The 22,981-nt window shown below is 65.2% G+C and carries 21 protein-coding genes; 12 read left to right on the top strand and 9 right to left on the bottom strand.

All coding sequences use genetic code 11. From position 1 onward, the window contains the following. Window positions 1-76: 76 nt before the first annotated feature. Window positions 77-415 carry a tryptophan synthase subunit beta like protein gene (locus ABE960_RS09000; protein WP_349761908.1) on the top strand — a complete coding sequence of 113 codons (339 nt, stop codon included), beginning with the start codon at window positions 77-79 and terminating at the stop codon, window positions 413-415. A 102-nt stretch (window positions 416-517) separates the two neighbouring features. Here the strand turns inward: ABE960_RS09000 and ABE960_RS08995 are convergent, their stop codons facing one another. The 5 genes from ABE960_RS08995 to ABE960_RS08975 form a co-directional block, all read right to left on the bottom strand. Then, window positions 518-2,434 carry an EAL domain-containing protein gene (locus ABE960_RS08995; protein ID WP_349761907.1) on the bottom strand — a complete coding sequence of 639 codons (1,917 nt, stop codon included), beginning with the start codon at window positions 2,432-2,434 and terminating at the stop codon, window positions 518-520. 3 nt (window positions 2,435-2,437) lie between these two features. Next, window positions 2,438-2,974 carry a transglutaminase-like cysteine peptidase gene (locus tag ABE960_RS08990; RefSeq protein ID WP_432765357.1) on the bottom strand — a complete coding sequence of 179 codons (537 nt, stop codon included), beginning with the start codon at window positions 2,972-2,974 and terminating at the stop codon, window positions 2,438-2,440. 267 nt (window positions 2,975-3,241) lie between these two features. Continuing rightward, window positions 3,242-4,447, bottom strand: a complete 1,206-nt coding sequence (locus ABE960_RS08985; protein WP_432765356.1) for a cation diffusion facilitator family transporter — start codon at window positions 4,445-4,447, stop codon at window positions 3,242-3,244. Between the two features lie 13 nt (window positions 4,448-4,460). Further along, a complete protein-coding gene (locus ABE960_RS08980) occupies window positions 4,461-5,627 on the bottom strand; it encodes a 1-acyl-sn-glycerol-3-phosphate acyltransferase (RefSeq protein WP_349761906.1) in 1,167 nt (388 codons plus the stop codon). Between the two features lie 26 nt (window positions 5,628-5,653). Next, window positions 5,654-6,586: a recombination-associated protein RdgC gene (locus tag ABE960_RS08975; RefSeq protein WP_349761905.1), complete on the bottom strand. Its 933-nt coding sequence runs from the start codon at window positions 6,584-6,586 to the stop codon at window positions 5,654-5,656. Window positions 6,587-6,779: 193 nt separating this feature from the next. Here ABE960_RS08975 and ABE960_RS08970 point away from each other — a divergent pair, with 193 nt between their 5' ends. From ABE960_RS08970 to ABE960_RS08930, 9 genes are all read left to right on the top strand, one after another. After that, on the top strand, window positions 6,780-7,199 hold the full coding sequence (locus ABE960_RS08970; protein ID WP_349761932.1) for an acyl-CoA thioesterase: 420 nt from the start codon (window positions 6,780-6,782) through the stop codon (window positions 7,197-7,199). A gap of 106 nt (window positions 7,200-7,305) precedes the next feature. Next, on the top strand, window positions 7,306-10,023 hold the full coding sequence (gene gyrA / locus ABE960_RS08965; RefSeq protein WP_349761904.1) for a DNA gyrase subunit A: 2,718 nt from the start codon (window positions 7,306-7,308) through the stop codon (window positions 10,021-10,023). A 15-nt stretch (window positions 10,024-10,038) separates the two neighbouring features. Then, window positions 10,039-11,157 (top strand): 3-phosphoserine/phosphohydroxythreonine transaminase, encoded by a 1,119-nt coding sequence (gene serC / locus ABE960_RS08960; protein ID WP_349761903.1) that lies wholly within the window; start codon window positions 10,039-10,041, stop codon window positions 11,155-11,157. 3 nt (window positions 11,158-11,160) lie between these two features. Next, window positions 11,161-12,252, top strand: coding sequence for a prephenate dehydratase (gene pheA / locus ABE960_RS08955; protein WP_349761902.1), 1,092 nt, complete (start codon window positions 11,161-11,163; stop codon window positions 12,250-12,252). Between the two features lie 2 nt (window positions 12,253-12,254). Further along, window positions 12,255-14,552: a bifunctional prephenate dehydrogenase/3-phosphoshikimate 1-carboxyvinyltransferase gene (locus tag ABE960_RS08950; protein ID WP_349761901.1), complete on the top strand. Its 2,298-nt coding sequence runs from the start codon at window positions 12,255-12,257 to the stop codon at window positions 14,550-14,552. Continuing rightward, a complete protein-coding gene (cmk, locus tag ABE960_RS08945) occupies window positions 14,549-15,238 on the top strand; it encodes a (d)CMP kinase (protein ID WP_349761900.1) in 690 nt (229 codons plus the stop codon). Before ABE960_RS08950 ends, cmk begins: the two co-directional genes overlap by 4 nt. Before the next feature lie 195 nt (window positions 15,239-15,433). Next, entirely contained in the window at window positions 15,434-17,110 is a 1,677-nt protein-coding gene (gene rpsA / locus ABE960_RS08940; RefSeq protein WP_349761899.1) for a 30S ribosomal protein S1, read from the top strand. A gap of 302 nt (window positions 17,111-17,412) precedes the next feature. Further along, window positions 17,413-17,793 carry a histone-like nucleoid-structuring protein, MvaT/MvaU family gene (locus tag ABE960_RS08935; RefSeq protein WP_349761898.1) on the top strand — a complete coding sequence of 127 codons (381 nt, stop codon included), beginning with the start codon at window positions 17,413-17,415 and terminating at the stop codon, window positions 17,791-17,793. Between the two features lie 309 nt (window positions 17,794-18,102). Further along, window positions 18,103-18,447, top strand: coding sequence for a hypothetical protein (locus ABE960_RS08930; protein WP_349761897.1), 345 nt, complete (start codon window positions 18,103-18,105; stop codon window positions 18,445-18,447). A gap of 20 nt (window positions 18,448-18,467) precedes the next feature. Here the strand turns inward: ABE960_RS08930 and ABE960_RS08925 are convergent, their stop codons facing one another. The 4 genes from ABE960_RS08925 to ABE960_RS08910 are packed head-to-tail and all read right to left on the bottom strand — an operon-like array spanning window position 18,468 to window position 21,094. Beyond that, the gene (locus ABE960_RS08925) at window positions 18,468-19,343 is read right to left on the bottom strand and encodes a DNA replication terminus site-binding protein (protein ID WP_349761896.1); all 876 of its coding nucleotides are present in this window, start codon (window positions 19,341-19,343) and stop codon (window positions 18,468-18,470) included. Next, entirely contained in the window at window positions 19,340-19,573 is a 234-nt protein-coding gene (gene yacG, locus ABE960_RS08920) for a DNA gyrase inhibitor YacG (protein WP_349761895.1), read from the bottom strand. The genes ABE960_RS08925 and yacG overlap by 4 nt, the downstream gene beginning before the upstream one ends. A gap of 41 nt (window positions 19,574-19,614) precedes the next feature. Then, window positions 19,615-20,226 carry a dephospho-CoA kinase gene (coaE, locus tag ABE960_RS08915; RefSeq protein WP_349761894.1) on the bottom strand — a complete coding sequence of 204 codons (612 nt, stop codon included), beginning with the start codon at window positions 20,224-20,226 and terminating at the stop codon, window positions 19,615-19,617. Between the two features lie 40 nt (window positions 20,227-20,266). Continuing rightward, window positions 20,267-21,094 carry a prepilin peptidase gene (locus ABE960_RS08910; RefSeq protein ID WP_349761931.1) on the bottom strand — a complete coding sequence of 276 codons (828 nt, stop codon included), beginning with the start codon at window positions 21,092-21,094 and terminating at the stop codon, window positions 20,267-20,269. Between the two features lie 165 nt (window positions 21,095-21,259). Here ABE960_RS08910 and nagZ point away from each other — a divergent pair, with 165 nt between their 5' ends. Together nagZ and ABE960_RS08900 are read left to right on the top strand one after the other, a co-directional pair. Then, window positions 21,260-22,273, top strand: a complete 1,014-nt coding sequence (gene nagZ / locus ABE960_RS08905) for a beta-N-acetylhexosaminidase (RefSeq protein WP_349761893.1) — start codon at window positions 21,260-21,262, stop codon at window positions 22,271-22,273. A 49-nt stretch (window positions 22,274-22,322) separates the two neighbouring features. After that, window positions 22,323-22,901: a hypoxanthine-guanine phosphoribosyltransferase gene (locus ABE960_RS08900; protein ID WP_349761892.1), complete on the top strand. Its 579-nt coding sequence runs from the start codon at window positions 22,323-22,325 to the stop codon at window positions 22,899-22,901. Window positions 22,902-22,981: the final 80 nt, after the last annotated feature.

Here is a 22,981-nt window from a genome sequence, read left to right as displayed (position 1 = left end):
CTGGCTTTTTAGACACCGTCTTGCTCTCTTCAATCCAAACCACCTATGCTGCAGCCAGAATCTTCAGGAGCCTTTCATGTACATAAAGCGCGACAATGACGGTCGCATCGAGCTGGTCAGCCGGGAGGAGACGCCGGAGTGCGACGAGTACCTGCCGGCGGATTCCACGGAATTGCTGACCTTCCTGGTAGACAAGGATGTCGCCAAGGGCGTGGCGCATTTCCAGTCCTCGGACCTGGCCTTCGTGCGGGTACTGGAGGACGTGATCGAGCTGTTGATGGACAAGGGGGTGATCAGCTTCACCGACCTGCCGGAGCCGGCTCAGGAGAAGGTGATGGAGCGCCAGGCGCTGCGTCGCCGGCTCAATGGCCTGCACCTGGTCTCCAGCAGCGACGACGAGAGTGGGGTGATCTAGCTCGAGCACCCGGTGCGAGGTTGCAAAAGGGCCGGTTTGACAAGGCTCGGCATCCATCGCAAGGGCCGGCATCCTCGCGGATGCCGGCTCTTCCCGTTGTGGTCAGCTTATCGGTTTGTCGTGCTGACGAATCCCGGGCCCGGTGGCGCCATCCAGGCCCAGCTCGAAGAGCATCGTGGCCTCTTCCAGGTTCTCGACCCCCTCGCCGATGGCCAGGATGCCCAGCGAATGGCAGAGCGTGGCCATGCCGCGCAGGATGGTCTGTTGCTCGATGACCTTGTCGATGCCACTGACCAATGACTTGTCGAACTTGAGGTAGGCGAGCCCGAGGTCCTGAAGGTCGGCGATCCGGGTGAAGGAAGCGCCCACATGCTCGAGGCCGATCCTGCAGCCCAGCGGCTGCAGGGCATGGCAGAGGCTGCGGAAGCTCGACAGGTCGTGGATGGCCATGGATTCGGGCAGTTCCAGCCACAGCCGCCTGGCGACGTCGGGGCGGGCCTTGAGCCGGGTCTGCAGCTCCATGACGAAGCGGGAATCCTGTATCGAGGCGGCCGACAGGTTGATGCCCAGCGGATTGCCGCGCTGGTTGATGTCCAGCATGGCTTCATCGATCACCGCCAGGTCGAGTTGGCTGTCGAGCTCCAACCGCGAGATCCATGGCATGAAGACCCCGGCGGGCTGCCATTGGCCGCTGAGACGCAGTCGTGAAGGGCTCTCGTAGTGCATGAGCTCGCCTTTCGTGTTCAGCACCGGGTAGTGAGCCAGATAGATGCCACTGGACATGGCTTCCTTGAGAGCGTTGCGCCATTCTCCATGGTTGGTGTAGATGCTTCGGCGTTGAGGGCCTTCGGCGATCACCAGGCCTGCGTCGCTGCGTGCTTCGGCGGTCGACAGGGTGCCGTCGAGGCTGGCCAGCAGCACGCTGCGCCGGTCACCCTGGGCATAGTCGATCAGGGCGCCGGGCAGCCCGAACGGTGTCTCGATTTGCTCGCGCATCGAGGCGAGATGCCGGCCGAGATCATCTCGCAACTGCTCCAGATCGGCGACCCCGGGCAGCAGCACAGCGAAGTCGCTGCCGTTGAGTCGTCCTATCACGCCGCCACCGCGGAAGGCGCCGAAGTGGGAAAGGCCACTGGCCAGTTGATGCAGCAGGGCATCGGTTTCGGCGCGACCGAGTCCTTCGTTGATCTCCGACAGGTGCGCCAGGCGCACCAGGACCAGGGCGCCGCTGGCTCTGGCGTCCTGGCTGTCCAGGTGGATCTGAAGTTGCGAGAGAAAGGCCTCGCGCTTCATCACGCCGGTTACCGGGTCGTGCTGCAGGTGCCGCCGCAGCAGGTCGAGTTTCTGGCTCTCCTCGTCGAGCATGACCTTCACCGCGGCGGAGAGCTGGTTCATGGCCTCCACGACTTCGCGAAGCTCGCGGGTGCGCGGGGCCCGAATGGTGGTGAAGCGTCGTGCGCCGATGTCCAGGGCCTGATCGACCACCTCGCTCAGGGGGCGGCGGATGGTGTGGACGATCCACCAGGCCATTAGCAGGCTGATCACGCCGGCCAGCCCGAACCAGCCCACTAGCCTGAGGGTGCTTTGCCACAGTGAGCGGTAGGCGAAACTGTGCTGGCTCTCAAGTTCGAGGGTGCCCAACTGCTGCCAGCCGTCCTGTACCACGGCCTGGCCCGGTGGGATGTCGAAGCGCACCAGGTCGACGAACCAGGTCGGTACGTCCCCGATGGCCTCGTTAGCGAGGCGTTGCTCGATGATCTCGCCCTGGGGGCTGCGCAGTTCCACGCGCCGGTAGTGGCCGGTGTCGAACTGGGCCGAGACCAGTAGCTCCAGCGTCACCGGATCCTTGGGCATCTGGCTCATCGTGAGGGCCAGGGCGTTGGCGTTGTCGGCGTTCTTGATGAGCACTTCCTGCTCGATGTAGGCCCGACTGGCGGTTACCCCGATGAACAGGCTGCCCCCGAAGGCGAGCAGCAGCAGTACCACGATGATCAGCCAGAGCTGCTTGATGAGTGACATGTCCTATCCCCCTTGTGTGAATCCCTGCTGTTGCATGCGGTCGATCACTCGTCTCCAGCGAGACAGCCGGGCTAGTGGGTCGGCGCGTGATTGCGACGAGCCACCGGCCCACAGGCCGCTGCCGTTGAAGCTGAATAGCGGGTCCAGGTCATTGCGCAGCGAGCCGCGGGTGATCGAGGGCATCAGGTTGTCCAGGACCAGCGGGTCCGCCGCGGGTGTCTCGTAGTAGCCCAGCACCATGTGTGCCTGGGTGATGCCGCTGCGGCCGATCCGTGCGCGGACGTAGATAAGACGTAACTCGTCGTCAGGAACGCCCAGTTCTTTGAGGGTGACGTACTTGGCGATGGAGAAATCCTCGCAGTCGCCCTGGCGACGGCCCAGGGTCTCCAGCGGCGTGGCCCAGTAGTCTTCCTGGTTCCAGATCTCGATGTCGTCGAGCCAGCGGATATTTCGGTTGAAGAATCCATTGACCTCGCGAAGGCGGGTCTGGAGGTCGGCAGGTCGCAACCGTTCGAGCAACCTGAACCAATCCTCGAGCATCGCCAACCCAGCCTGGCCATACTGCGCCTGTATGTTACGGCGAAGACGCTCTGGCGATAGGTTGGCAACCACCGCAGACGGACGTAGCCCCATGCCGATGGCGAGACACAGGCCACCGAGCCCCGCCAGGAAACGGCGGCGCCCAGGTGAGGACGGTGTCTGGCACGATGGGGGAGGCATGGGGTTAGGCCTGAATGAGCATTAGCTCAAGTCTAGGGGGCGCGGCCACCTAATGCGAGGAAGCTCGGGTGCATCATTGCAGCAGGATCATCCCTTGCCAGGCCCGACCCAGATCCGCAGGCGACCGACCCAGGCGAGCCGAGCCGCGGCCTGGCGTAGTTCGTTGGCCGCCGTGTCGAGATCCTGCCCCGGTGGCAGCGCATTGACGTAGAGAGAGACATCGACCTGGTTGTCAAGATAGTGGAGGTCCAGGGCGACGCGGGCATGCCAGATCGGCAGGCCGTTCCAGACCCGGTCGAGCACTCCTTCGACATCGGCCCTCAGCGGCAGGCCAGGACGCAGGCTGTGCTCGGTTTCCCCCGAGTCGTCCTCTGGATCGATGTGGAAGGTCACATCGTGCAGGTTGGGAAAGGCCTCGCGGAGCCGACGGCTGGCCTCATTGCCGATCTCGTGGGCCTCGGACACCGTGACACGCGGGGGGACCACGATATGCAGGTCGAGCAGGATGTCGCTGCCGAGCTTGCGGGTGCGCAGGTCATGCACGCTCCGCACGCCGGAGACTTCCTCGGCCGCCTGCTGCATGGCATCGCGCTCATCGGTGGGCAGGGCGGTGTCGATCAGCTCCTGGCTGGATTCCCACAACAGGCGCCAGCCGACCTGGCCGACCATGATACCCACCACGATGGCGGCGATGGCATCCATCCAGCCCACGCCGACCTGGGCCGCCACCAGGCCGACCAGCACCACCAGGGTGGAAAGCGCGTCGGAGCGTGAATGCCAGGCGTTGGCCTCAAGCAGCCTTGAATTGACGCGCCTGGCCACCTGCATGGTGTAGCGATAGATCCACTCCTTGGCGAGCAGTGCCAACACGGCAATACCTATCGCCCAGAGGCCTGGGGCGGGGATCGGTTCTCCGCCGACGAGCCGGGTGATGCTGGCCCAGGCGATGCCGCCGGCGACGAAGATCAGCACGCTGCCCAGCCACAGGGTCGCAAGAGTCTCGATGCGTCCGTGGCCGTAGGGGTGGTTATTGTCGGGTTCCTGGCGGCCGAAGTGCGTGGCCGCGACAACGAAGATATCCGTGAGGATGTCGGAGAAGGAGTGGATGCCGTCGGCCACCAGGGCTGCCGACCCCACCGTGAAGCCGGTGATCATCTTGGCTACACCCACGGCGAAGTCGATGAGGGCGCCGATCAGGGTGACCTTGTGGGCTTCACGGGTCTGGGTGGCTCGGTCCATCTTGCTGTGGCTACCGTTAGTCTCTTGCCCGTTCGTTCCCGGTTCCTTGTCCATCACGCCTCGTTCCTCAGCGGCTTCGCCCCGCCTTGCTGAGCACCGGGTTGGCATATTGGGTCAGCCACCAGTGGCGAAGCTCGTCGGGCACCTCCTGCAGGCGGGCCTGGAAGCGAGCACGGTCGGCATCGCTGACCTCGCTCAGGTCCAGCAGGTCAGGGGCTTCGCCCAGGGCCTCGAGGGCCAGATAGTGACTGGGGAAGAGGTGGTAGCCGGCCAGCACCTGGCGGTCGACCTCGGCGGCCACGGCCTCGGGGCCGTCGAGATCGGCGGACAGCGGCGTGCCGAAGGTGAGCTGGACCCGCCCCTTGTGGCCGGTGATGCCGGCGACGATGGAGCTGATGTCCTCGAACTCGCTCTTCTGATAGTTGCCACTGGACTCGAGAGCCTGCAGCTCGCGGGCCTTCTGCAGGTCGCAAGGGTCGAACTCGTAGCTGATCGACACGGGAACCACGCGCAGCTCGGCGATGGCCTCGCCGATGCTTGCCTGTCGATCCTCGCCGCGACGCGCCATGGTCAGCATCTTGATGATCGCCGGGTCGGTACGGTCGATGCCGTCCTTGGCGCGTCCCTCGCGCTGGGCCATCCAGATCGAGTGGTTGTCCTCGAGAATGGAGTGGCGGATGTAGGCGGAGAGCTGCTGGTAGGCGGCCAGCATGGCGCGCTTGCCGCGGGCGCTGCGCGGCACGATGAAGCTCTTGTTGAGGCGCATCAGGTCGTTGACGAAGGGCTTCTTGAGCAGGTTGTCGCCGATGGCGATGCGCACGGTGTCGCGTCCGGCCAGATAGAGGGCGTAGTTGACGAAGGCCGGGTCCATCGAGATGTCGCGATGGTTGCCGACGAACAGGTAGGCGGTATCCGGGTCCAGCCGATCCAGGCCCTTCACCCGGAAGTCGTCGGTGGAGTTCCTGAGCATGCGCTGCATGTAGCTGGCGATACGCATCTGGAAGTCGTGCACGCCGGTAACGCCGCGGACCTCGCGACGGATGGCGAAGCTGGCCAGGGCCCGCGAGAGCCGCGGCATGTAGCGGGCCAGGCGCGGCAGGCGGTAGCGGGTCAGGGCGTCCAGCAGTTCGGGGTCATGGCCGAGGCGCTTGAGCACCTCGGCCACCTCGTCGTCCTGATAGGGGCGGATATCGGCCCAGGGATCGAATGCGGTGGTGTCGTGAGTCTCGGTCATGTGGTCCAGGCTATGGTCGTAGGCGATCAGGCGCTGGGTGTGTCGCCGGCACTGCCGGCCTCACCACCCAGCCACTCGATCAGGCGCTCGATATTCTCGGCCAGCGCCTGGGTCATCAGCAGGAAATCGGTCTCCAGCCGGACCAGGGCGTCATCGCCGTCGTCGGTCTGGGAGGCCTCGTCGATGAGGGCATCGTCGAAACGCAGTGACTTGATCGTCAGGTCATCATGCAGCACGAAGCTTAGCTGGCCTTCGATCGACAGCGCCAGCTTGCTGGCCTGGCGACCGCTCTCCAGCAGTTGCTGGATCTCGTCGCTGTCCAGGTCGACCTGACGGGCGCGCAGAACGCCATCATCCCCCTTGGCCTTCAGCTCCACCTGGTCGCCGAGCACCAGGTCGGCCGGCCGCGCACCGGGGTCGCCGAGCCAGGCGGTCATGGCACGCATGGGCAGCGTCTGGCTGGCCAGCGGGGTCACCTTGAGGCTGCCCAGCGTCTCCCGCAGCAGGTCGAGAAGCTCCTCGGCGCGGGTTCGCGAGCTGGCATTGACGGCGATCAGTTGGCGACGGCTGTCCCACCACAGGTCGACCTTCTGGCTGCGCACGAAGGCGCGGGGCAGCAGTTCCTCGTAGACCTGCTCCTTGATCGCCAGCTTCTCCTTGCGGGGCAGCTTGCGGCCCTCGCTGGCCTCGATCGCCTCGCTGCGCTCCTCGACCTCCTCGCGGATCACCGAAGCGGGCAGGATGCGCTCCTGGCGCAACGCGGTCATCAGCCGCTGGCCCTGCAACTCATGCAGCAGCTGCGTCCCGGCGCGGCCAGCAGGCGCGGACCAGCCCAGCCGGCGAGCCTCGTTGCCTCCCAGGGGGCGAAAGGCCTGCTCACCCAGGGCGGTTTCCAGGCTGGCGGCGTCCAGCTGCGGGGCGTCGTGCAGGCGGTAGAGATGCAAGTGCTTGAACCACATGGAGCATTTCTCGAAAGAAAAGGGGGCACATTATGGCCAAAGGAACGCGCCGGTGCCAGCGCTTGGCCTGATCGGAAGCACGGCGAATTCAAACGGAAGTTTGAACCTCGCGAGGCGGCGTGACTAGAATCGAGGTTTTGCGACATCTCTCTGCACAAACCCAGGAGCCGTCAGCATGACAGCAGCCGTCAGCATGGATCCCCGTATCTCCCGTGTCACCCTGCGCGTGAGGGGCTATCACCTGGATGGCTATGGCCACGTCAACAATGCTCGCTACCTGGAATTTCTGGAGGAGGGCCGCTGGGCCTACTTCGACGAGCGTCCCGGGCTGGCGGCGTTCCTTGCGCGCGGGGACCGGGCCTTCGTCGCGGTCAACCTCAACATCGACTACCGACGCGCCGCCGTGGCCGGCGATGACCTGGAGGTGCTCACTCGTCTCTCAGAGATCGGCTCGCGTCGTGCCTGCATCCACCAGGAGGTCCGCCGCGTCTGCGACACCAAGCTGGTGGCCCGTGCCGACATCACCTTCGTGCTGCTCGATGTGGCGGCCGAAAGGGCGGTGGCGATCGACGGTGAGATCCGCGAGATCATGGCACGACTGGTGCTCCCATAGCTCCCTTATCACCGTCCGGGATGGTATGATGCGAGGCTGTTATTGCGCGCCATGACATGGTCGCGTGACGCGCCAACCTGTTGCAGTGCAAAGGATTCGACGACCCATGGGTGACATCGCCAGAGAGATTCTGCCAGTCAACATCGAGGACGAGCTCAAGCAGTCTTACCTCGATTACGCGATGAGCGTGATCATCGGCCGTGCGCTGCCCGACGTGCGCGATGGCCTCAAGCCTGTGCACCGGCGTGTGCTGTTCGCCATGCACGAGCTCGGCAACGACTGGAACAAGCCGTACAAGAAGTCCGCCCGTGTGGTGGGCGATGTCATCGGTAAGTACCACCCCCACGGTGACAGTGCCGTCTACGACACCATCGTGCGCATGGCCCAGGACTTCTCGATGCGCCATGTGCTGGTGGATGGCCAGGGCAACTTCGGTTCCATCGACGGCGACAGTGCGGCGGCCATGCGTTACACCGAGGTGCGCATGGCGAGGCTCGCCCACGAGCTGCTGGCCGACCTCGAGAAGGATACCGTCGACTGGGTCGATAACTACGATGGCACCGAGCGTATCCCCGACGTGCTGCCGACCAAGGTGCCGAACCTGCTGATCAACGGCTCCTCGGGCATCGCCGTGGGCATGGCGACCAACATCCCGCCCCACAACATGTTCGAGGTGATCAACGCCTGTCTGACCCTGATCGACGACTACACCCTGAGCGTCGACGATCTCATCGAGCATGTCCCCGGGCCGGATTTCCCCACTGGTGCCATCATCAATGGCCGCGCCGGGATCCTCGAGGCCTATCGCACCGGCCGCGGCCGCATCTATGTGCGTGCCTGCCATACCATCGAGCATGACGACAAGAGCGGTCGCGACCACATCATCGTCAGTGAACTGCCGTACCAGGTGAACAAGGCGCGGCTGATCGAGAAGATCGCCGAGCTGGTGAAGGACAAGAAGATCGAGGGTATTGCCGAACTGCGCGACGAGTCCGACAAGGACGGCCTGCGGGTGGTGATCGAGGTCAAGCGCGGCGAATCCGGCGAGGTGGTGGTCAACAACCTCTTTGCCCAGACCCAGTTGCAGACCGTCTTCGGCATCAACATGGTCGCCATCGAGGATGGCCAGCCGAAGATCATGAATCTCAAGCAGATTCTCGAGGCTTTCATTCGTCACCGCCGTGAGGTGGTCACCCGGCGCACCCTCTATGAGCTGAAGAAGGCCCGCGAGCGTGGGCATATCCTCGAGGGCCTGGCTGTCGCCATCTCCAACATCGATGAGGTGATCGAGCTGATCAAGGCCTCGACGAACGCCTCCGAGGCCAAGGAGAAGTTGCTGGCCAAGTCCTGGCAGCCTGGGCAGGTCACCGGCATGCTCGAGCGTGCCGGCGCCACCTCGTGCAAGCCCGAGGACCTTGAGGAGGGCTTCGGCCTCAGCCGGACCGGCAGTGAGTACCGCCTGTCGCCGGCACAGGCCCAGGCGATCCTCGAGCTGCGCCTGCACCGCCTGACCGGGCTCGAGACCGAGAAGCTCCTCGACGAATACCTGTCGATCCTCGAGAAGATCGCCGAGCTCACCGCCATCCTGGCCTCCGCCGACCGCCTGCTCGAGGTGATCCGCGAGGAGCTCATCGCCGTGCGCGACCAGTTCGGCAATCCGCGCAAGACCGAGATCCAGGCCAGTCACCTGGACCTGCGCCTCGAGGACCTGATCGCCGAGGAGGACATGGTGGTCACCGTGTCTCGCACCGGCTATGCCAAGACCCAGCCGCTCTCCGATTACCAGGCACAGCGTCGTGGTGGTCGAGGCAAGTCAGCCACGGCCATGAAGGATGAGGATGTCATCGAGCACCTGCTGGTGGCCTCGACTCACGATACCGTGCTGCTCTTTTCCAACCGCGGCAAGGTCTACTGGCTGAAGGTCTACGAGATGCCGGTGGCCAGCCGTGGCTCCCGTGGCAAGCCGCTGGTCAACCTGCTGCCGCTTGACGAGGGCGAGGACATCAACGCCATCCTGCCGGTGCGTGACTACGACCCGGAGAGCTACATCTTCTTCGCCACCGAGCGTGGCACCGTCAAGCGCACCAGCCTCGAGCAGTTCTCGCGGCCGCGCAGCGTGGGCCTGATCGCCATCGACCTGGAGGAGGGCGATCGCCTGGTGGGCGCCGCCATCACCAGCGGCAGCGACCATGTCATGCTGCTCTCGTCCAACGGCAAGGCGATCCGCTTCGAGGAAGGCCGGGTCCGTGCCATGGGGCGCACCGCCCGCGGCGTGCGTGGCATGCGCCTGCTGGGTGGCGCCGAGGTGATCAGCCTGATCATCCCGCAGAGCCAGCAGATCGATGCCGAGGCCGACGTCGAGGACGAGGCCGAAGAAGACGCGATCGTCGAGAACGGCAACGGTGGGCAGATCTATATACTCACCGCCAGCGAGAACGGCTTCGGCAAGCGCTCCCGTCTCGAGGAGTTCCCGCTGCGAGGCCGTGGCGGCCAGGGCGTGATCGCGATGCAGACCAGCGAGCGCAATGGCGCTCTGGTGGCGGCCATGCAGGTGTATTCCTCTGACGAGATGATGCTGATCACCGACCGCGGCACCCTGGTGCGCACCCGGGTCGAGGAGGTATCCATCACCTCGCGCAACACCCAGGGCGTGATGCTGATCCGCCTGGGCAACGACGAGAAGCTGGTCAAGACCGTTCGGGTCGACGAACTCGAAGAGGGCGAGTCCGAAGAGACAGTGGGATCCGGAGAGACAGTGGAAACGGACATCGAGGAAGGCGCCGCGTCAGCCGGCGATGATGCACCGACCACCGGCGAGGAATAAGGACACACAACGCTGATGACACGTCACTACAACTTCTGTGCCGGCCCGGCCGCCCTGCCGGCGGCCGTTCTGGAACGCGCCCGGGACGAGATGCTGGATTATCGAGGCCGGGGCCTCTCGGTGATGGAAATGAGCCACCGAGGCGAGGCGTTCGTGGCCATTGCCGAGCAGGCCGAGGCCGACCTGCGCGAGCTGCTGGCGGTTCCCGACAACTACCATGTCCTCTTCACCCAGGGGGGCGCGAGCCTGCAGTTCTCCGCGGTGCCCTATAACCTGCTGGGACACGGGGGCCGCGCCAACTTCCTGCATACCGGCATCTGGAGCAAGAAGGCCATCGCCGAGGCCCGCCACCTGTTCGGGGACGTGCACGTGGCCGCCAGCAGCGAGGAGAACGGCCATAGCGCGGTGCCGCGTCAGGAGGACATCGTCCTCTCGGATGATGCCGCCTATCTGCACTACACGGCCAACGAGACCATCGGGGGGCTCGAGTTCGACTACATCCCCGGCAGTGTAGAGGGAGGGCTGCGCCGCTCGGACGGCACCGAGGTGCCGCTGGTCTGTGACATGTCCTCGAGCATCCTCTCGGGACCTATCGATGTCTCCCGTTTCGGAGTGATCTACGCCGGTGCCCAGAAGAACATCGGCCCGGCAGGCCTGGTGGTGGTGATCGTGCGTGATGACCTGCTGGATCGCGCCCGGGCCGACATGCCCACGCTCTTTGGCTACCGTGAGCTGGCCGAGGCCGGCTCCATGATCAACACCCCGGCCACCTATAGCTGGTACCTGGCGGGGCTGGTCTTCGACTGGCTGAAGGGCGATATCGGCGGGCTGGCCTCCATGGATGCCCTTAACACCCGCAAGGCCTCCCGACTCTACGCCGCCATCGACAACAGCGCGCTCTATGCCAATCCGGTCACGCTCCGTAATCGCTCGCGGATGAACGTGCCTTTCGTGCTCGCCGACCCCAGGCTCGACCGGGACTTCCTGGCCGAGGCCGAGGCGGCGGGTCTGCTCAATCTCAAGGGGCACCGCAGCGTGGGCGGCATGCGAGCCAGCCTCTACAATGCCGTGCCCGAGGACGCCGTTGAGGCGCTGATCGCCTTCATGGCCGATTTCGAGAAACGCAGGGGATAATTCATGACCGAGCCTTTCGTAAGCCTAGACGCGCTTCGGCAGCGCATCGACGCCCTGGACAACGATATCCTGCGCCTGATCAGCGAGCGCGCCGCCTGTGCCCAGGAGGTCGCCGCGATCAAGACCGAGTATGAACCCGACGGCGTCTTCTACCGTCCCGAGCGTGAGGCCCAGGTGCTGCGCCGAGTCATGGAGCTCAATAGTGGCCCCCTGGACAGCGAGGAGATGGCGCGGCTGTTCCGCGAGATCATGTCGGCCTGCCTGGCCCTGGAGCAGCCGGTCAAGGTCGCCTACCTGGGGCCGGAGGGAACCTTCACCCAGCAGGCGGCCCTCAAACACTTCGGTGAGAGCGCGATCAGCCTGCCGATGGCCGCCATCGATGAGGTGTTCCGCGAGGTGGAGGCCGGCGCCGTCAACTATGGCGTGGTGCCGGTGGAGAACTCCACCGAGGGGGTGATCAACCACACACTCGACTCCTTCATGGACTCGTCGCTGAGAATCTGCGGCGAGGTAGTGCTGCGCATCCACCATCACCTGCTGATATCCGAGACCACGCGTCGGGACAAGGTGTCACGGATCTACTCCCACCCACAGTCCTTCGCGCAGTGCCGCAAGTGGCTCGACGCCCACTTCCCCCAGGCCGAGCGGGTGCCGGTCGCCTCCAATGCCGAGGCGGCTCGACTGGTCAAGACCGAGTGGCACAGCGCGGCCATCGCCGGCGACATGGCCGCCAAGCTCTATGGACTGTCCAGGCTGGCCGAGAAGATCGAGGACCGTCCGGACAACTCCACGCGCTTCCTGATCATCGGCAACCAGGACGTCCCCGTGTCCGGTGAAGACAAGACCTCGCTGGTGGTCGCGATGCGCAATCAGCCCGGGGCACTGCACGACCTGCTCGAGCCCTTCCATCGCCACCAGATCGACATGACGCGCCTCGAGACGCGCCCGTCGCGCAGCGGTGTGTGGAACTACGTCTTCTTCATCGACTTCAAGGGGCATCGTGAGGAGCCGCGTGTCGCGGCCATGCTGGAGGAGGTCAAGCTGCGTGCCGCCGACGTGAAGGTACTGGGGTCCTACCCGGTCGGCGTGCTCTAGGCATGGTCGTGGAGGTCCGCGAATCCCGCATCCTGATCGTCGGGCTGGGCTTGATCGGCGGCTCGCTGGCCGCCGCCCTGCGAGCCGCCGGGTTCGGGGCGGCTGAGAACAGTGCCGCCGGGACGATGACGAAAACCGAGATCCTGGCCTGCGATCCGGATGCAGGCGAGATCGAACGCGGTATCGAGATGGGGCTGATCGACCGGGGTGACACCCGCCTGGCGCCGCTCATCGAGGGCGCCTCGCTGGTGGTGCTGGCGGTGCCTGTGCTGGCCATGGCCAGCGTGATGCGTGAACTGGCCGGTTGTCTCGAACGGGCCGCCCCGGGAGTGGTCGTCACCGATGTCGGCAGCACCAAGTCGGCGATCCGCGAGGCGGCCATTGCCGCCTTCGGACGGATGCCGGCGAACCTGGTGCTCGGCCATCCCATCGCCGGTTCGGAGAAGAGTGGCGTGGCCGCCGCCGACCCCGATCTCTATGTCCGCCACAAGGTGATCCTCACCCCCGAGCAAGACACCGACCCGGCCGCCACAGCCCGGGTGCGTGCGCTCTGGGAGGCCTCCGGGGCCGAGGTGCTGGAGATGGACGTGGCCCGACACGACCAGGTGCTGGCCCGCACCAGCCACCTGCCGCACCTGCTGGCGTTCTCGCTGGTCGACACCCTGGCCCGCCAGGACGAGCGCCTGGAGATCTTCCGCTATGCCGCGGGTGGGTTTCGCGACTTCACCCGCATCGCCGGCAGCGACCCGGTGATGTGGCGGGACATCTTCATCGCCAACCGTGATGCGGTACTCGCTTCCCTGGACGACTTCGAGGCCGGGGTGTCGCGACTTCGCCACGCCGTTGAGAGCGGCGACGGCGATGCCATGCTGGCCACCTTCGACCGCGCCAGCCATGCCCGACACTATTTCGAATCCCTGCTCAACCAGACCAGTTATCAGGCGGAGTACCAGATGCAACAACACGGCAAGCTGAGCTTCCGGGCCAGCCCCGGCGGCAGCGTCACCGGGCGGATCCGCGTGCCCGGCGACAAGTCGATCTCCCATCGCTCCATCATGCTCGGGGCGCTGGCCGAGGGCGTCACCGAGGTCAAGGGCTTCCTCGAGGGCGAGGACAGCCTGGCCACCCTGCAGGCCTTCCGCGAGATGGGCGTGGCCATCGAGGGCCCGTACCAGGGGCGCGTGACGATTCACGGTGTCGGGATGCACGGCCTCAAGGCTCCCGCCGGCCCGCTCTACGTGGGCAACGCTGGTACCGCCATGCGGCTGTTCTCGGGGCTTCTGGCCGGTCAGGCCTTCGACACACAACTCACCGGTGACGCCTCGCTGACCCGGCGTCCCATGGGCCGAGTGGCAGATCCGCTGCGAGCCATGGGTGCCGAGATCGATACCGCCGAGGGTGGTCGGCCACCACTTCACATCCACGGCGGCAAGTCGCTGAAGGGCATCCGCTATGACATGCCCATGGCCAGCGCCCAGGTGAAGTCCTGCCTGCTGCTCGCCGGGCTCTATGCCGAGGGCGAGACCCGTGTGCGCGAGCCGGCGCCGACCCGCGACCATACCGAGCGGATGCTCTCCGGCTTCGGCTATGCGGTCCACCGCGAGGGGGACACCTGCTGGCTCGAGGGCGGCGGTCGGCTGACCGCCGCGCCCATCGACGTGCCCTCGGACATCTCCTCCGCCACCTTCTTCCTGGTGGCGGCGGCGATCACGCCGGGGTCGGACCTGGTGCTCGAACATGTCGGCATCAACCCGACCCGCATCGGGGTGATCAACATCCTCAGGCTGATGGGCGCCGATCTGCGCCTGGAGAATGAGCATGAGGTGGGCGGCGAGCCGGTGGCCGACCTGCACATCCGCTACGCGCCGCTCCAGGGCATCGACATCCCTGTGGACCAGGTGCCGCTGGCGATCGACGAATTCCCGGCGCTGTTCATCGCCGCGGCCAACGCCCGGGGAGTGACGCGCCTGCGCGGGGCCGAGGAGTTGCGTGTCAAGGAGTCCGACCGCCTCAAGGCCATGGCCGACGGACTCGCCACCATCGGGGTCGAGCACACCCTGCTCGAGGACGGCATCGACATCGTCGGTGGCGATCGCCCAGAGGGCGCCAACTATGGCGGCGGACGGATCGACAGCCTGGGGGATCACCGCATCGCGATGTCGTTTGCCATCGCGGCCCTTCGCGCCGGGGAGCCGATCGAGATCGACGACTGCGCCAACGTGGCCACCTCCTTCCCCGGCTTCATCGACCTGGCGCGTCGCGTCGGGCTGACCCTCGAGGAACACCAGGAGGCGTCATGAGGGACACGGCACCGGTACTCACCATCGACGGCCCCGGCGGGGCCGGCAAGGGCACTATCAGCCGCCTGGTCGCAGAGCGTCTGGGCTGGCACCTGCTGGACAGCGGGGCGCTCTATCGCCTGACCGCCCTGGCGGCCGTGAAGCACGAGGTCCCGCTGGACGACGAGTCGAGCCTGGCCGAGGTCGCGGCAGGCCTCGACGTGGTCTTCGTCGCCGAGCCCGAGTCGACTCGCGTGCTGCTGGAGGGAGAGGACGCCACCTCGACCATCCGTACCGAGCAGGTGGGTGATGCGGCCTCACGGGTCGCTGCCTTGCCGGCAGTGCGAAAGGCCCTGCTGCAGCGCCAGCATGATTTTCGTATGGCCCCCGGGCTGGTCGCCGACGGACGCGACATGGGGACCGTGGTGTTCACCGAGGCGCCGCTGAAGATCTTCCTCACGGCGAGCGCCGAGGAACGGGCCCACCGCCGCCAGCGCCAGTTGCAGGAAGCGGGGGTCGATGCTAGTCTATCGAGTCTTCTGAAGGAGATTCAGGCGCGCGATGCACGCGATATGCAGCGCAGCGTGGCCCCGCTCAAGCCGGCCGATGATGCCGTCATGCTTGACACCACGCGCCTGACGATACCGGAAGTGGTGGATCGGCTGACGGAACTGCTGACCGAGCGCGGTCTGGCACCCGCCACCTGAAACTCCCTTGCGGCGCCCCCGGCAGTATGTGATGACGTGGTCCGGCACTTTTTGGTTTGATAATCCAACGCCGTGAGCCGGGCCAGGTCGAACCAGCGCTAACATCCCCGGGGGCTTGGTAAATAAGGCCCGCACTCGCTGGTGGTGCGGAGAAGGCGGCAACGCCGTACTCAACGTTGATCACGTAGGAACATCATGAGCGAAAGCTTTGCTGAACTGTTTGAACAGTCTCTCCAGGATATCAACATGGAGCCGGGCGCCATCGTCGTGGCTACCATCGTCGACATCGACGGCGACTGGATCACCGTCAATGCCGGCCTGAAATCCGAAGGTCAGATCCCCGCGGCGCAGTTCCGCGACGAAAATGGCGAGCTGTCCATCGCCATCGGTGACGAGGTGCATGTCGCCCTGGAAGCCGTCGAGGACGGTTTCGGCGAGACCCGTCTCTCCCGCGAGAAGGCCAAGCGTGCCGAAGCGTGGAAGGTGCTGGAAGCGGCCTTCGAGAAGGAAGAGATCGTCAAGGGCGTGATCAACGGCAAGGTCAAGGGTGGCTTCACCGTCGACGTCGACTCCATCCGTGCCTTCCTGCCTGGTTCCCTGGTGGATGTCCGCCCCGTGCGCGACACCACTCACCTGGAGAACAAGGAACTCGACTTCAAGGTCATCAAGCTCGACGCGAAGCGCAACAACGTTGTCGTATCTCGTCGCGCCGTGCTCGAGGCCGAGAACAGCGCCGAGCGTGAGGCCCTCCTGGCCACCCTGCAGGAAGGCCAGCAGATCATCGGTATCGTCAAGAACCTCACCGACTACGGCGCCTTCGTCGACCTCGGTGGCGTCGACGGCCTGCTGCACATCACCGACATGGCCTGGAAGCGCATCAAGCATCCGAGCGAGATCGTGGCCGTGGGTGACGAGATCAACGTCAAGGTGCTCAAGTTCGATCGCGAGCGCAACCGTGTCTCCCTGGGCCTGAAGCAGCTGGGCGAGGATCCGTGGGTCAACATCAAGGATCGTTACCCGGAAGGTACCAAGGTGCACGCCACCGTCACCAATCTCACCGACTACGGCTGCTTCGCCGAGCTGGAAGAGGGTGTCGAGGGTCTGGTTCACGTTTCCGAGATGGACTGGACCAACAAGAACATCCATCCGTCCAAGGTCGTGCAGGTCGGCGATGATGTGGACGTCATGGTGCTGGACATCGACGAGGAGCGTCGTCGCATCTCCCTGGGTATCAAGCAGTGCACCACCAACCCGTGGGAAGACTTCAACGCGCGCTACAACAAGGGCGACCGCGTCACCGGCACCATCAAGTCGATCACCGACTTCGGCATCTTCATTGGCCTGGAAGGCGGCATCGACGGGCTGGTGCACCTGTCCGACATCTCCTGGACCGATACCGGCGAGGAAGCCGTTCGCCAGTTCAAGAAGAGCGACGAGGCGGAAGCCGTCATCCTCTCCATCGATCCGGAGCGTGAGCGCATCTCGCTGGGCATCAAGCAGCTCGATACCGATCCGGTGTCCGAGTTCCTGGCCGTCAACGACAAGGGCTCCATCGTCACCGGCCGTGTGGTCGAGGTCGATGCCAAGGAAGCCCAGGTCGAGCTGGCCACCGATGTCGTCGCCGTGCTGAAGGCCTCCGAGATCAGTGCCGACCGCGTCGAGGATGCTCGCAACGCGCTGAACGAGGGCGACAGCGTCGAGGCCCGTATCATCGGTGTCGACCGCAAGAATCGCCAGATCGCCCTGTCCATCAAGGCCAAGGACCAGGACGATACTCGTCAGAACCTCAAGAAGCTGCGTGAAGAGAGCCCCGAGGCCTCTGGTGCCACTACCATCGGTGACCTCATCAAGCAGCAGATGGACCAGGACTGATCATCGCGGGCTTGTTCCCGCATCAGTCGACAAGGCGCCGCCCCTCGGGGCGGCGCTTTTTTTGGCAACGACATGGTCGTTTCGTAAGGCGGGGCGAACATGTCGCGCATGTCGCGACACGTCTTCGAGCCGCGGTACTTACTTGAATCAAGTTGTTTTCGAAAGTTGTTTTCTAAGTTTGCCGGGTAAAGTGCAAGATTGTTGTTTGCCGAACTAGGGATTAGTGCTCATACTCTTGCCAATGTAGTTGTTAAAGGTAATAATGCCGCCGCATCCCGTAATCTCGATAAGGAACATGGTATATGTCATCACTGCTCAGTAACTACATGCAGATGGAACAGCAACTGAAGCAACTCCAGTCAGACATGGACAAGCTGCAGAACGACGACCGCCTCAAGGCCGAGCTCCAGTTCAAGGAAAAGCTCGAGAAGTTGATGCGTGAGTTCGACAAGAGTGCAGCCGATGTCATTGCCCTGCTGAATCCCAAACCGTCAGCCCAGGGCAGTGCAGCCGCCCCGGCCAGTGGCGGCGCTCGGCGCAAGCGCAAGCTGAAGATCTACAAGAACCCCAATACCGGCGAAGTGGTGGAAACCCGCGGCGGTAATCAGAAGACGCTGAAGGCCTGGAAAGACCAGCACGGATCCGACACCGTCGAGTCCTGGCTGGTGCGTGTCGAGCAGTAATCGTCGACAGCACATCAGGCTAACGGCGCCGCCCTTCGGGGCGGCGCCGTTGTTTGAGCCCCATGTCCTGGCCGTTTAGAACCAAGCCCTGGCCGTTCAGAACCAAAGTCCTGGTCGTTCAGAAACAAAGCCGTGGTCGTTCAGAACCAAAGTATTGCAAGAGCAGGTCTTCGCCTGTCGACCCTGCGCGAGCACGGGTAGATGATTCACCCGGTCATTGCCGGTATAATTCCTTCATTCCCTAGTACTGGCGATGGCGCTTTCATTCAACTTCCCGCCTGGCCGTCGCCTCGACACCATTGGAAACGCATGAAACAACAGAATTCCCGCCAGCCCATGGACGAGCGAGATAAGTTACGCAAGTTCCGCGAGCTCGACGATGCCTTCGCCGAGGCATTACGTGGACTCGAGAGTCCCGGCGGTGAGCCGACCGGCCCCAGCGACGCGGCGGAGGTGTCTCTTGAGCGTGAGTCGCTGGAACGTCAGTTGCTGGAAGGTCAGAAGCAGGACGCGGCGGCCAGAGCCCGGCAAGAGCAGGCACGTCAGCATGCCTTCGAACAGCGCCTGAAGGCCTTGATGAACGAGTACGCTCAGCCGGAGGAAAGCGTCAGCAGGCTGCTGGAGACCCTCAGATCCCTCGGGCGCATCGCCTGAGGCGATCCGATACGAATTGCTCACCGATATCGATACACCCTCAGGCTCGGCAGGAAGACCGAGTCTTCCAGCCGCTCGTCGCTTCGTCGGGCCCTTGTACGCTTGGCGGGAGGGGTCGGGGCAGGCTCGTTGTGGTCGGGTAGTCGGCCGTCGGTGCTGGGAACGAACAATGGTAGGGCGATGTTCATGGCGCGGCGGCTTCGGCCATCCTCGAGGGGCTCTCGGTAGAAGAGGTTGGCTCGCATCAGGGGGGCCTGGGTCTGCACCTGGGCCAGCGGCTCACCATCGGGGATGCCGGCCAGTCTGCGCAACTGGATGCGGATATGCGGTGCCTCGCTGTCGAGTGCCAGTAGCTTCTGTTCGGCCTCGCGCACCGTCAGACGCTTGATGGAACGTCCGCTGGAGTACCAGGCGAGGCGCACACGAGCCACCGGAGCCTCGGCCAGGGGAATCGCTCGCCAGCACTGCTTGAGGTGCAGCCTCGCCAGTCCCGTGCCTTGCAGATGATCGTGCAGGGCCGGGTGGCGGAATGGCAGCACCGCCTTGATCTCGGGAATCAGCAACGGCACCTCGGTGCGGATCTCCGCGATCAGCGAGGCGAAGGCCTGCTTGGTGGCATTTACCCTGTGGGCCGCCTCCATCATCTTCTCGTCGGCGGCCACGAGGCCTACATGGCTGCGGGTCGCGCGGCCGTCCTGACCATCCTGGTACCAGACATCGAGCAGGCAATGACGGAGCCAGGCCGCGTCGGTCGTCTCGTGCTCGAAGGACCAGGCCGATGTCCCCGAAGCCTTCCAGGCCGCCACCAGCTCATCGGTCTGCTCCACCAGGCGGTCGAAGACGGCCTCCAGTTCCGCCAGCAGCCGATACTCCGGGGGTTGCCCATCCGGTGTCACGAGGGGTTGTCGTCCCGGTCGGCGCGGGCAAGCAGGGCGTCGAGGTCGGTCTCGTCCATGGCAGGCTCGCCGGCGATGCGGTGCGATTCGTCGGCCCAGGCGCCGAGGTCGAGTAGCCGGCAACGCTTGCTGCAGAAGGGGCGGTAGGGGTTGTCCTCGCTCCACAGCACCTTCTTGCGGCATTGCGGGCAGGCGACGTTCAGGGGGCGTGCGGTGTCTTGCGTGCTCATGGGGTATCGTCCTGGCCGGTATGTCGGCAAAGCATGGGGAATCAGGAAGAGTGAGGCAAGCCGGTGGCGCGGTAGCGGCGGTCGAGCTCCGCCACCTGGGCCGCCAGGGTGTCCTCGTCGGCGGAATTGTCGATCACGTCGTCGGCGCGGTCCAGGCGTTCCTGCCGTGACATCTGGGCGGCGACGATGGCGCGGGCCTGGGCCTCGTCCACGTCGTCCCGCGATGCGGTGCGGGCGACCTGAGTCGCCTCTGGTACGTCGACGACCAGGCAGCGGTCGACCAGGGCATGCTGGCCGGATTCGAACAGCAGGGGAGAGACCAGCAGCACATAGGGGGCGGCCTGTGCCTGGAGCCGCGCCAGGTGGGCGATGAGCCGCTCTCGGATGCGCGGGTGGGTGATGGCCTCCAGTCGGCGTCGCTCGGCGGCATCGCCGAAGACGATCGCACGCAGTGCCCGACGATCGAGGCTGCCGTCGGGGGCGATGACTTCGTTGCCGAAGTGTTCGGCAATCTCGTCGAGGGCCGGCTCGCCCGGTGCGACGATCTCGCGGGCCACCTCGTCGGCATCCACCCAGGGAATCCCCAGTGCGGCGAAGGCGCGCGCCACCGTAGACTTGCCCGAGGCGATGCCACCCGTCAGGCCAATGATCATCCTTGCCTCCCGTGAATGACTGCCGTCCTGTTGGTGGAGATTAATACAGCAGGCCAGTGTAGATCGCCATCAGGGGCTCACCCGCCAGCAGGGCGATCAATCCCGCCATGACAAGCCATGGCCCGAAGGGCAGGGGAGCGCCGCGAAGTCGCGGGATCGCCAGCTGGATGAGAATGCCGACCACCGCGCCGGACCCGGCGGAGAGGATCAGCACCAGCGGCAGATACTGCCAGCCCAACCAGGCACCCAGGGCCGCCAGCAGCTTGAAGTCGCCGTAGCCCATGCCCTCCTTGCCGGTGACCAGCTTGAACAGCCAGTAGAAGCTCCACAGCACCAGGTAGCCGGCCATGGCGCCGACCACCGCCGAGGGCAGCAGCAACGGCTGGAACAGCAACTGGTAGAGCAGGCCCGCCCACAGCAGCGGCAGGGTGAGCAGGTCAGGCAGCAGCTGGGTGCGCAGGTCGATGACCGCCATGGCCAGCAGCGCCAGGCAGGCACCCAGAATGAACAGGGCCTGAAGCGTCGGGCCGAATAGCGCCAGCACCGAAAGCGCCAGCACGCCTCCGGCCAGCTCTACCAGAGGATACTGGGGGCTGATCCGTGCATCGCAGCTGGCGCAGCGCCCTCGGCGCTTGATCCACCCCAGCAGCGGGATGTTGTCATGCCAGGCGATGGGCGCCTCGCACCGCGGGCACAGCGAGCGGGGAGTGACCAGGTTGAAACGTGGCGTCTCCTCCGGCGCCAGCTCCAGCGCCTCGCGGGCCTCGGCGCGCCAGCCCTGCATCATCATCACCGGCAGGCGCGTGATCACCACATTGAGGAAGCTGCCCAGGCACAGGCCCAGGACGGCCGCGAGCATCCAGAGCATCAAGGGGGGGAGGTCGGCGAGCAAGGGGTGACTCCTGTCCAGTCGGTTCCAGGCCCCATTGTATCGGGGGATAGCCTCGATTGCCCGGGTTCCCCGCGCGGGCTGTCCAGGTGTCCGGCTTTGGTCTAGAATCGGCTCCTTTTCATCTTCCACGGGGGCGCCCTCATGACCCAGATGCTCGGACCGGTGATGCTGGATCTCGAGGGCCAGCACCTGACCCCCGAAGAGGGAGATCTGCTGGCGCGTCCCGAGGTCGGCGGGGTGATACTGTTCGCCCGCAACATCGGCTCGGCCGACCAGGTTCGCACCCTGTGCGACGAGGTCCGCCGGATCCGTCCCGATCTGCTGCTGGCGGTCGACCAGGAGGGCGGGCGCGTCCAGCGCCTGCGTGAGGGCGTCACCCGATTGCCGGCCATGGGCCGCCTGGGGCGTGATTTTGCGGTGCAGCCCGAGGTCACCCTACGCCTCTGTCAGGATGCCGGCTGGTTGCTGGGCATGGAGATGGCGGCCTGCGGCCTTGACCTCTCCTTTGCACCGGTCCTGGACGTCGATGGCGGTACCTCGAGCGTGATCGGGGATCGCAGCTTCTCCGCCGACCCCATGGCCGTGGCCCGGATGGGACGCGCCTTCCTTGACGGCCTTCACGAGGCGGGCATGGTGGGCGTAGGCAAGCACTTCCCTGGGCATGGCGGCGTCGCGGCCGATTCCCACCACGAGCTGCCGGTAGATACACGGCCGTTGCAGGCGCTGCGTGACCACGACCTGGTGCCCTTCGCCCAACTGGCCTCACGCCTCGATGCGGTGATGCCCGCCCATGTCGTCTACTCCGATTTCGATCATCGCCCGGCCGGCTTCTCGCCAACCTGGCTGGGCATGCTGCGCCAGGGCCTGGGGTTCAAGGGGGTGATCTTCTCCGACGACCTGAGCATGGCGGGTGCGGCCTCCGCCGGCACCCCGGGCGAGCGAGCCCGCGCGGCGCTGGCCGCGGGTTGCGACATGCTGCTGGTCTGTAACGACCGTGCTGCGGCCCTGGAGGTCATCGATGCCTGCCGCGGCCGCCAGGTTCGGCGTCTGTCCAGGCTTCGTTATGGCCGTGCCCGACCGGACCTTCAGGCGCTGGGCGCGCTCTCGCGCTGGCGCCGTGTACATGCCCATCTGGAAGCCCTGGCGGCCCGCTAGTGGCCGCACTCCCCCTCGATTCCACCTGCCGATGACGAGTTGCTAGCCGATGCCCAAACATGATGCCGATCCCCATCAGTCGCTGGCCGACATGCGCGAGCTCATGGACAATGCCGACTGCCTGATCTCGCAGCCCGAGGTCGAGCGTGCGCTGGACCGCATGGCCGAGCAGATCACCCGTGACCTGGGAAACACGCTACCGGTCTTCTATTGCGTGATGAACGGCGGGCTGATCACCACCGGCCACCTGTTGACCCGCCTGGGCTTCCCCCTGGAGGTCGACTACCTTCACGCCACGCGGTATCGGGGCGGCATCCGCGGGGGCGAGCTGTTCTGGCGGGTCTCCCCTGAAGTGCCCATGGCTGGTCGCCATGTGGTGATCGTCGACGACATCTTCGACGAGGGCGCCACCCTCGCCGCCATCCTCGACTACTGCCGGGAGGCCGGGGCGGCAAGCATCTCCACCGCGGTGCTGGTCGACAAGCAGCACGAGCGCAAGGCGGTGCCGGGCCTCAAGGCGGATTACTGCAGCCTTGAGGTCGCCGACCGCTACGTGTTCGGCTTCGGCATGGACTACAAGGGCTACTGGCGCAACGCCCCGGGCATCTACGCCCCGAAGGGGATGTAAGCCCCAAGCAGCCAAGAAAAAACCTCCAGCAATGACCCTGCTGGAGGTTGTCTCTTATCATCGTAGTGGGCGAGAGCAGT

It is taken from the genome of Halomonas aquatica (assembly GCF_040196335.1).
Lineage (GTDB): Bacteria > Pseudomonadota > Gammaproteobacteria > Pseudomonadales > Halomonadaceae > Halomonas > Halomonas aquatica.
This window is presented reverse-complemented; position numbering and strand designations above follow the sequence as displayed.

What these genes read in the sequence shown, in the direction of transcription:
- ABE960_RS09000 (WP_349761908.1), top strand. Translation starts at nt 77, where the DNA reads ATGTACATAAAGCGCGACAATGACGGTCGCATCGAGCTGGTCAGCCGG.
- ABE960_RS08995 (WP_349761907.1), bottom strand. Translation starts at nt 2,434, where the DNA reads ATGTCACTCATCAAGCAGCTCTGGCTGATCATCGTGGTACTGCTGCTG.
- ABE960_RS08990 (WP_432765357.1), bottom strand. Translation starts at nt 2,974, where the DNA reads ATGCTCGAGGATTGGTTCAGGTTGCTCGAACGGTTGCGACCTGCCGAC.
- ABE960_RS08985 (WP_432765356.1), bottom strand. Translation starts at nt 4,447, where the DNA reads ATGGACAAGGAACCGGGAACGAACGGGCAAGAGACTAACGGTAGCCAC.
- ABE960_RS08980 (WP_349761906.1), bottom strand. Translation starts at nt 5,627, where the DNA reads ATGACCGAGACTCACGACACCACCGCATTCGATCCCTGGGCCGATATC.
- ABE960_RS08975 (WP_349761905.1), bottom strand. Translation starts at nt 6,586, where the DNA reads ATGTGGTTCAAGCACTTGCATCTCTACCGCCTGCACGACGCCCCGCAG.
- ABE960_RS08970 (WP_349761932.1), top strand. Translation starts at nt 6,780, where the DNA reads ATGGATCCCCGTATCTCCCGTGTCACCCTGCGCGTGAGGGGCTATCAC.
- gyrA (WP_349761904.1), top strand. Translation starts at nt 7,306, where the DNA reads ATGGGTGACATCGCCAGAGAGATTCTGCCAGTCAACATCGAGGACGAG.
- serC (WP_349761903.1), top strand. Translation starts at nt 10,039, where the DNA reads ATGACACGTCACTACAACTTCTGTGCCGGCCCGGCCGCCCTGCCGGCG.
- pheA (WP_349761902.1), top strand. Translation starts at nt 11,161, where the DNA reads ATGACCGAGCCTTTCGTAAGCCTAGACGCGCTTCGGCAGCGCATCGAC.
- ABE960_RS08950 (WP_349761901.1), top strand. Translation starts at nt 12,255, where the DNA reads ATGGTCGTGGAGGTCCGCGAATCCCGCATCCTGATCGTCGGGCTGGGC.
- cmk (WP_349761900.1), top strand. Translation starts at nt 14,549, where the DNA reads ATGAGGGACACGGCACCGGTACTCACCATCGACGGCCCCGGCGGGGCC.
- rpsA (WP_349761899.1), top strand. Translation starts at nt 15,434, where the DNA reads ATGAGCGAAAGCTTTGCTGAACTGTTTGAACAGTCTCTCCAGGATATC.
- ABE960_RS08935 (WP_349761898.1), top strand. Translation starts at nt 17,413, where the DNA reads ATGTCATCACTGCTCAGTAACTACATGCAGATGGAACAGCAACTGAAG.
- ABE960_RS08930 (WP_349761897.1), top strand. Translation starts at nt 18,103, where the DNA reads ATGAAACAACAGAATTCCCGCCAGCCCATGGACGAGCGAGATAAGTTA.
- yacG (WP_349761895.1), bottom strand. Translation starts at nt 19,573, where the DNA reads ATGAGCACGCAAGACACCGCACGCCCCCTGAACGTCGCCTGCCCGCAA.
- coaE (WP_349761894.1), bottom strand. Translation starts at nt 20,226, where the DNA reads ATGATCATTGGCCTGACGGGTGGCATCGCCTCGGGCAAGTCTACGGTG.
- ABE960_RS08910 (WP_349761931.1), bottom strand. Translation starts at nt 21,094, where the DNA reads ATGCTCTGGATGCTCGCGGCCGTCCTGGGCCTGTGCCTGGGCAGCTTC.
- nagZ (WP_349761893.1), top strand. Translation starts at nt 21,260, where the DNA reads ATGACCCAGATGCTCGGACCGGTGATGCTGGATCTCGAGGGCCAGCAC.
- ABE960_RS08900 (WP_349761892.1), top strand. Translation starts at nt 22,323, where the DNA reads ATGCCCAAACATGATGCCGATCCCCATCAGTCGCTGGCCGACATGCGC.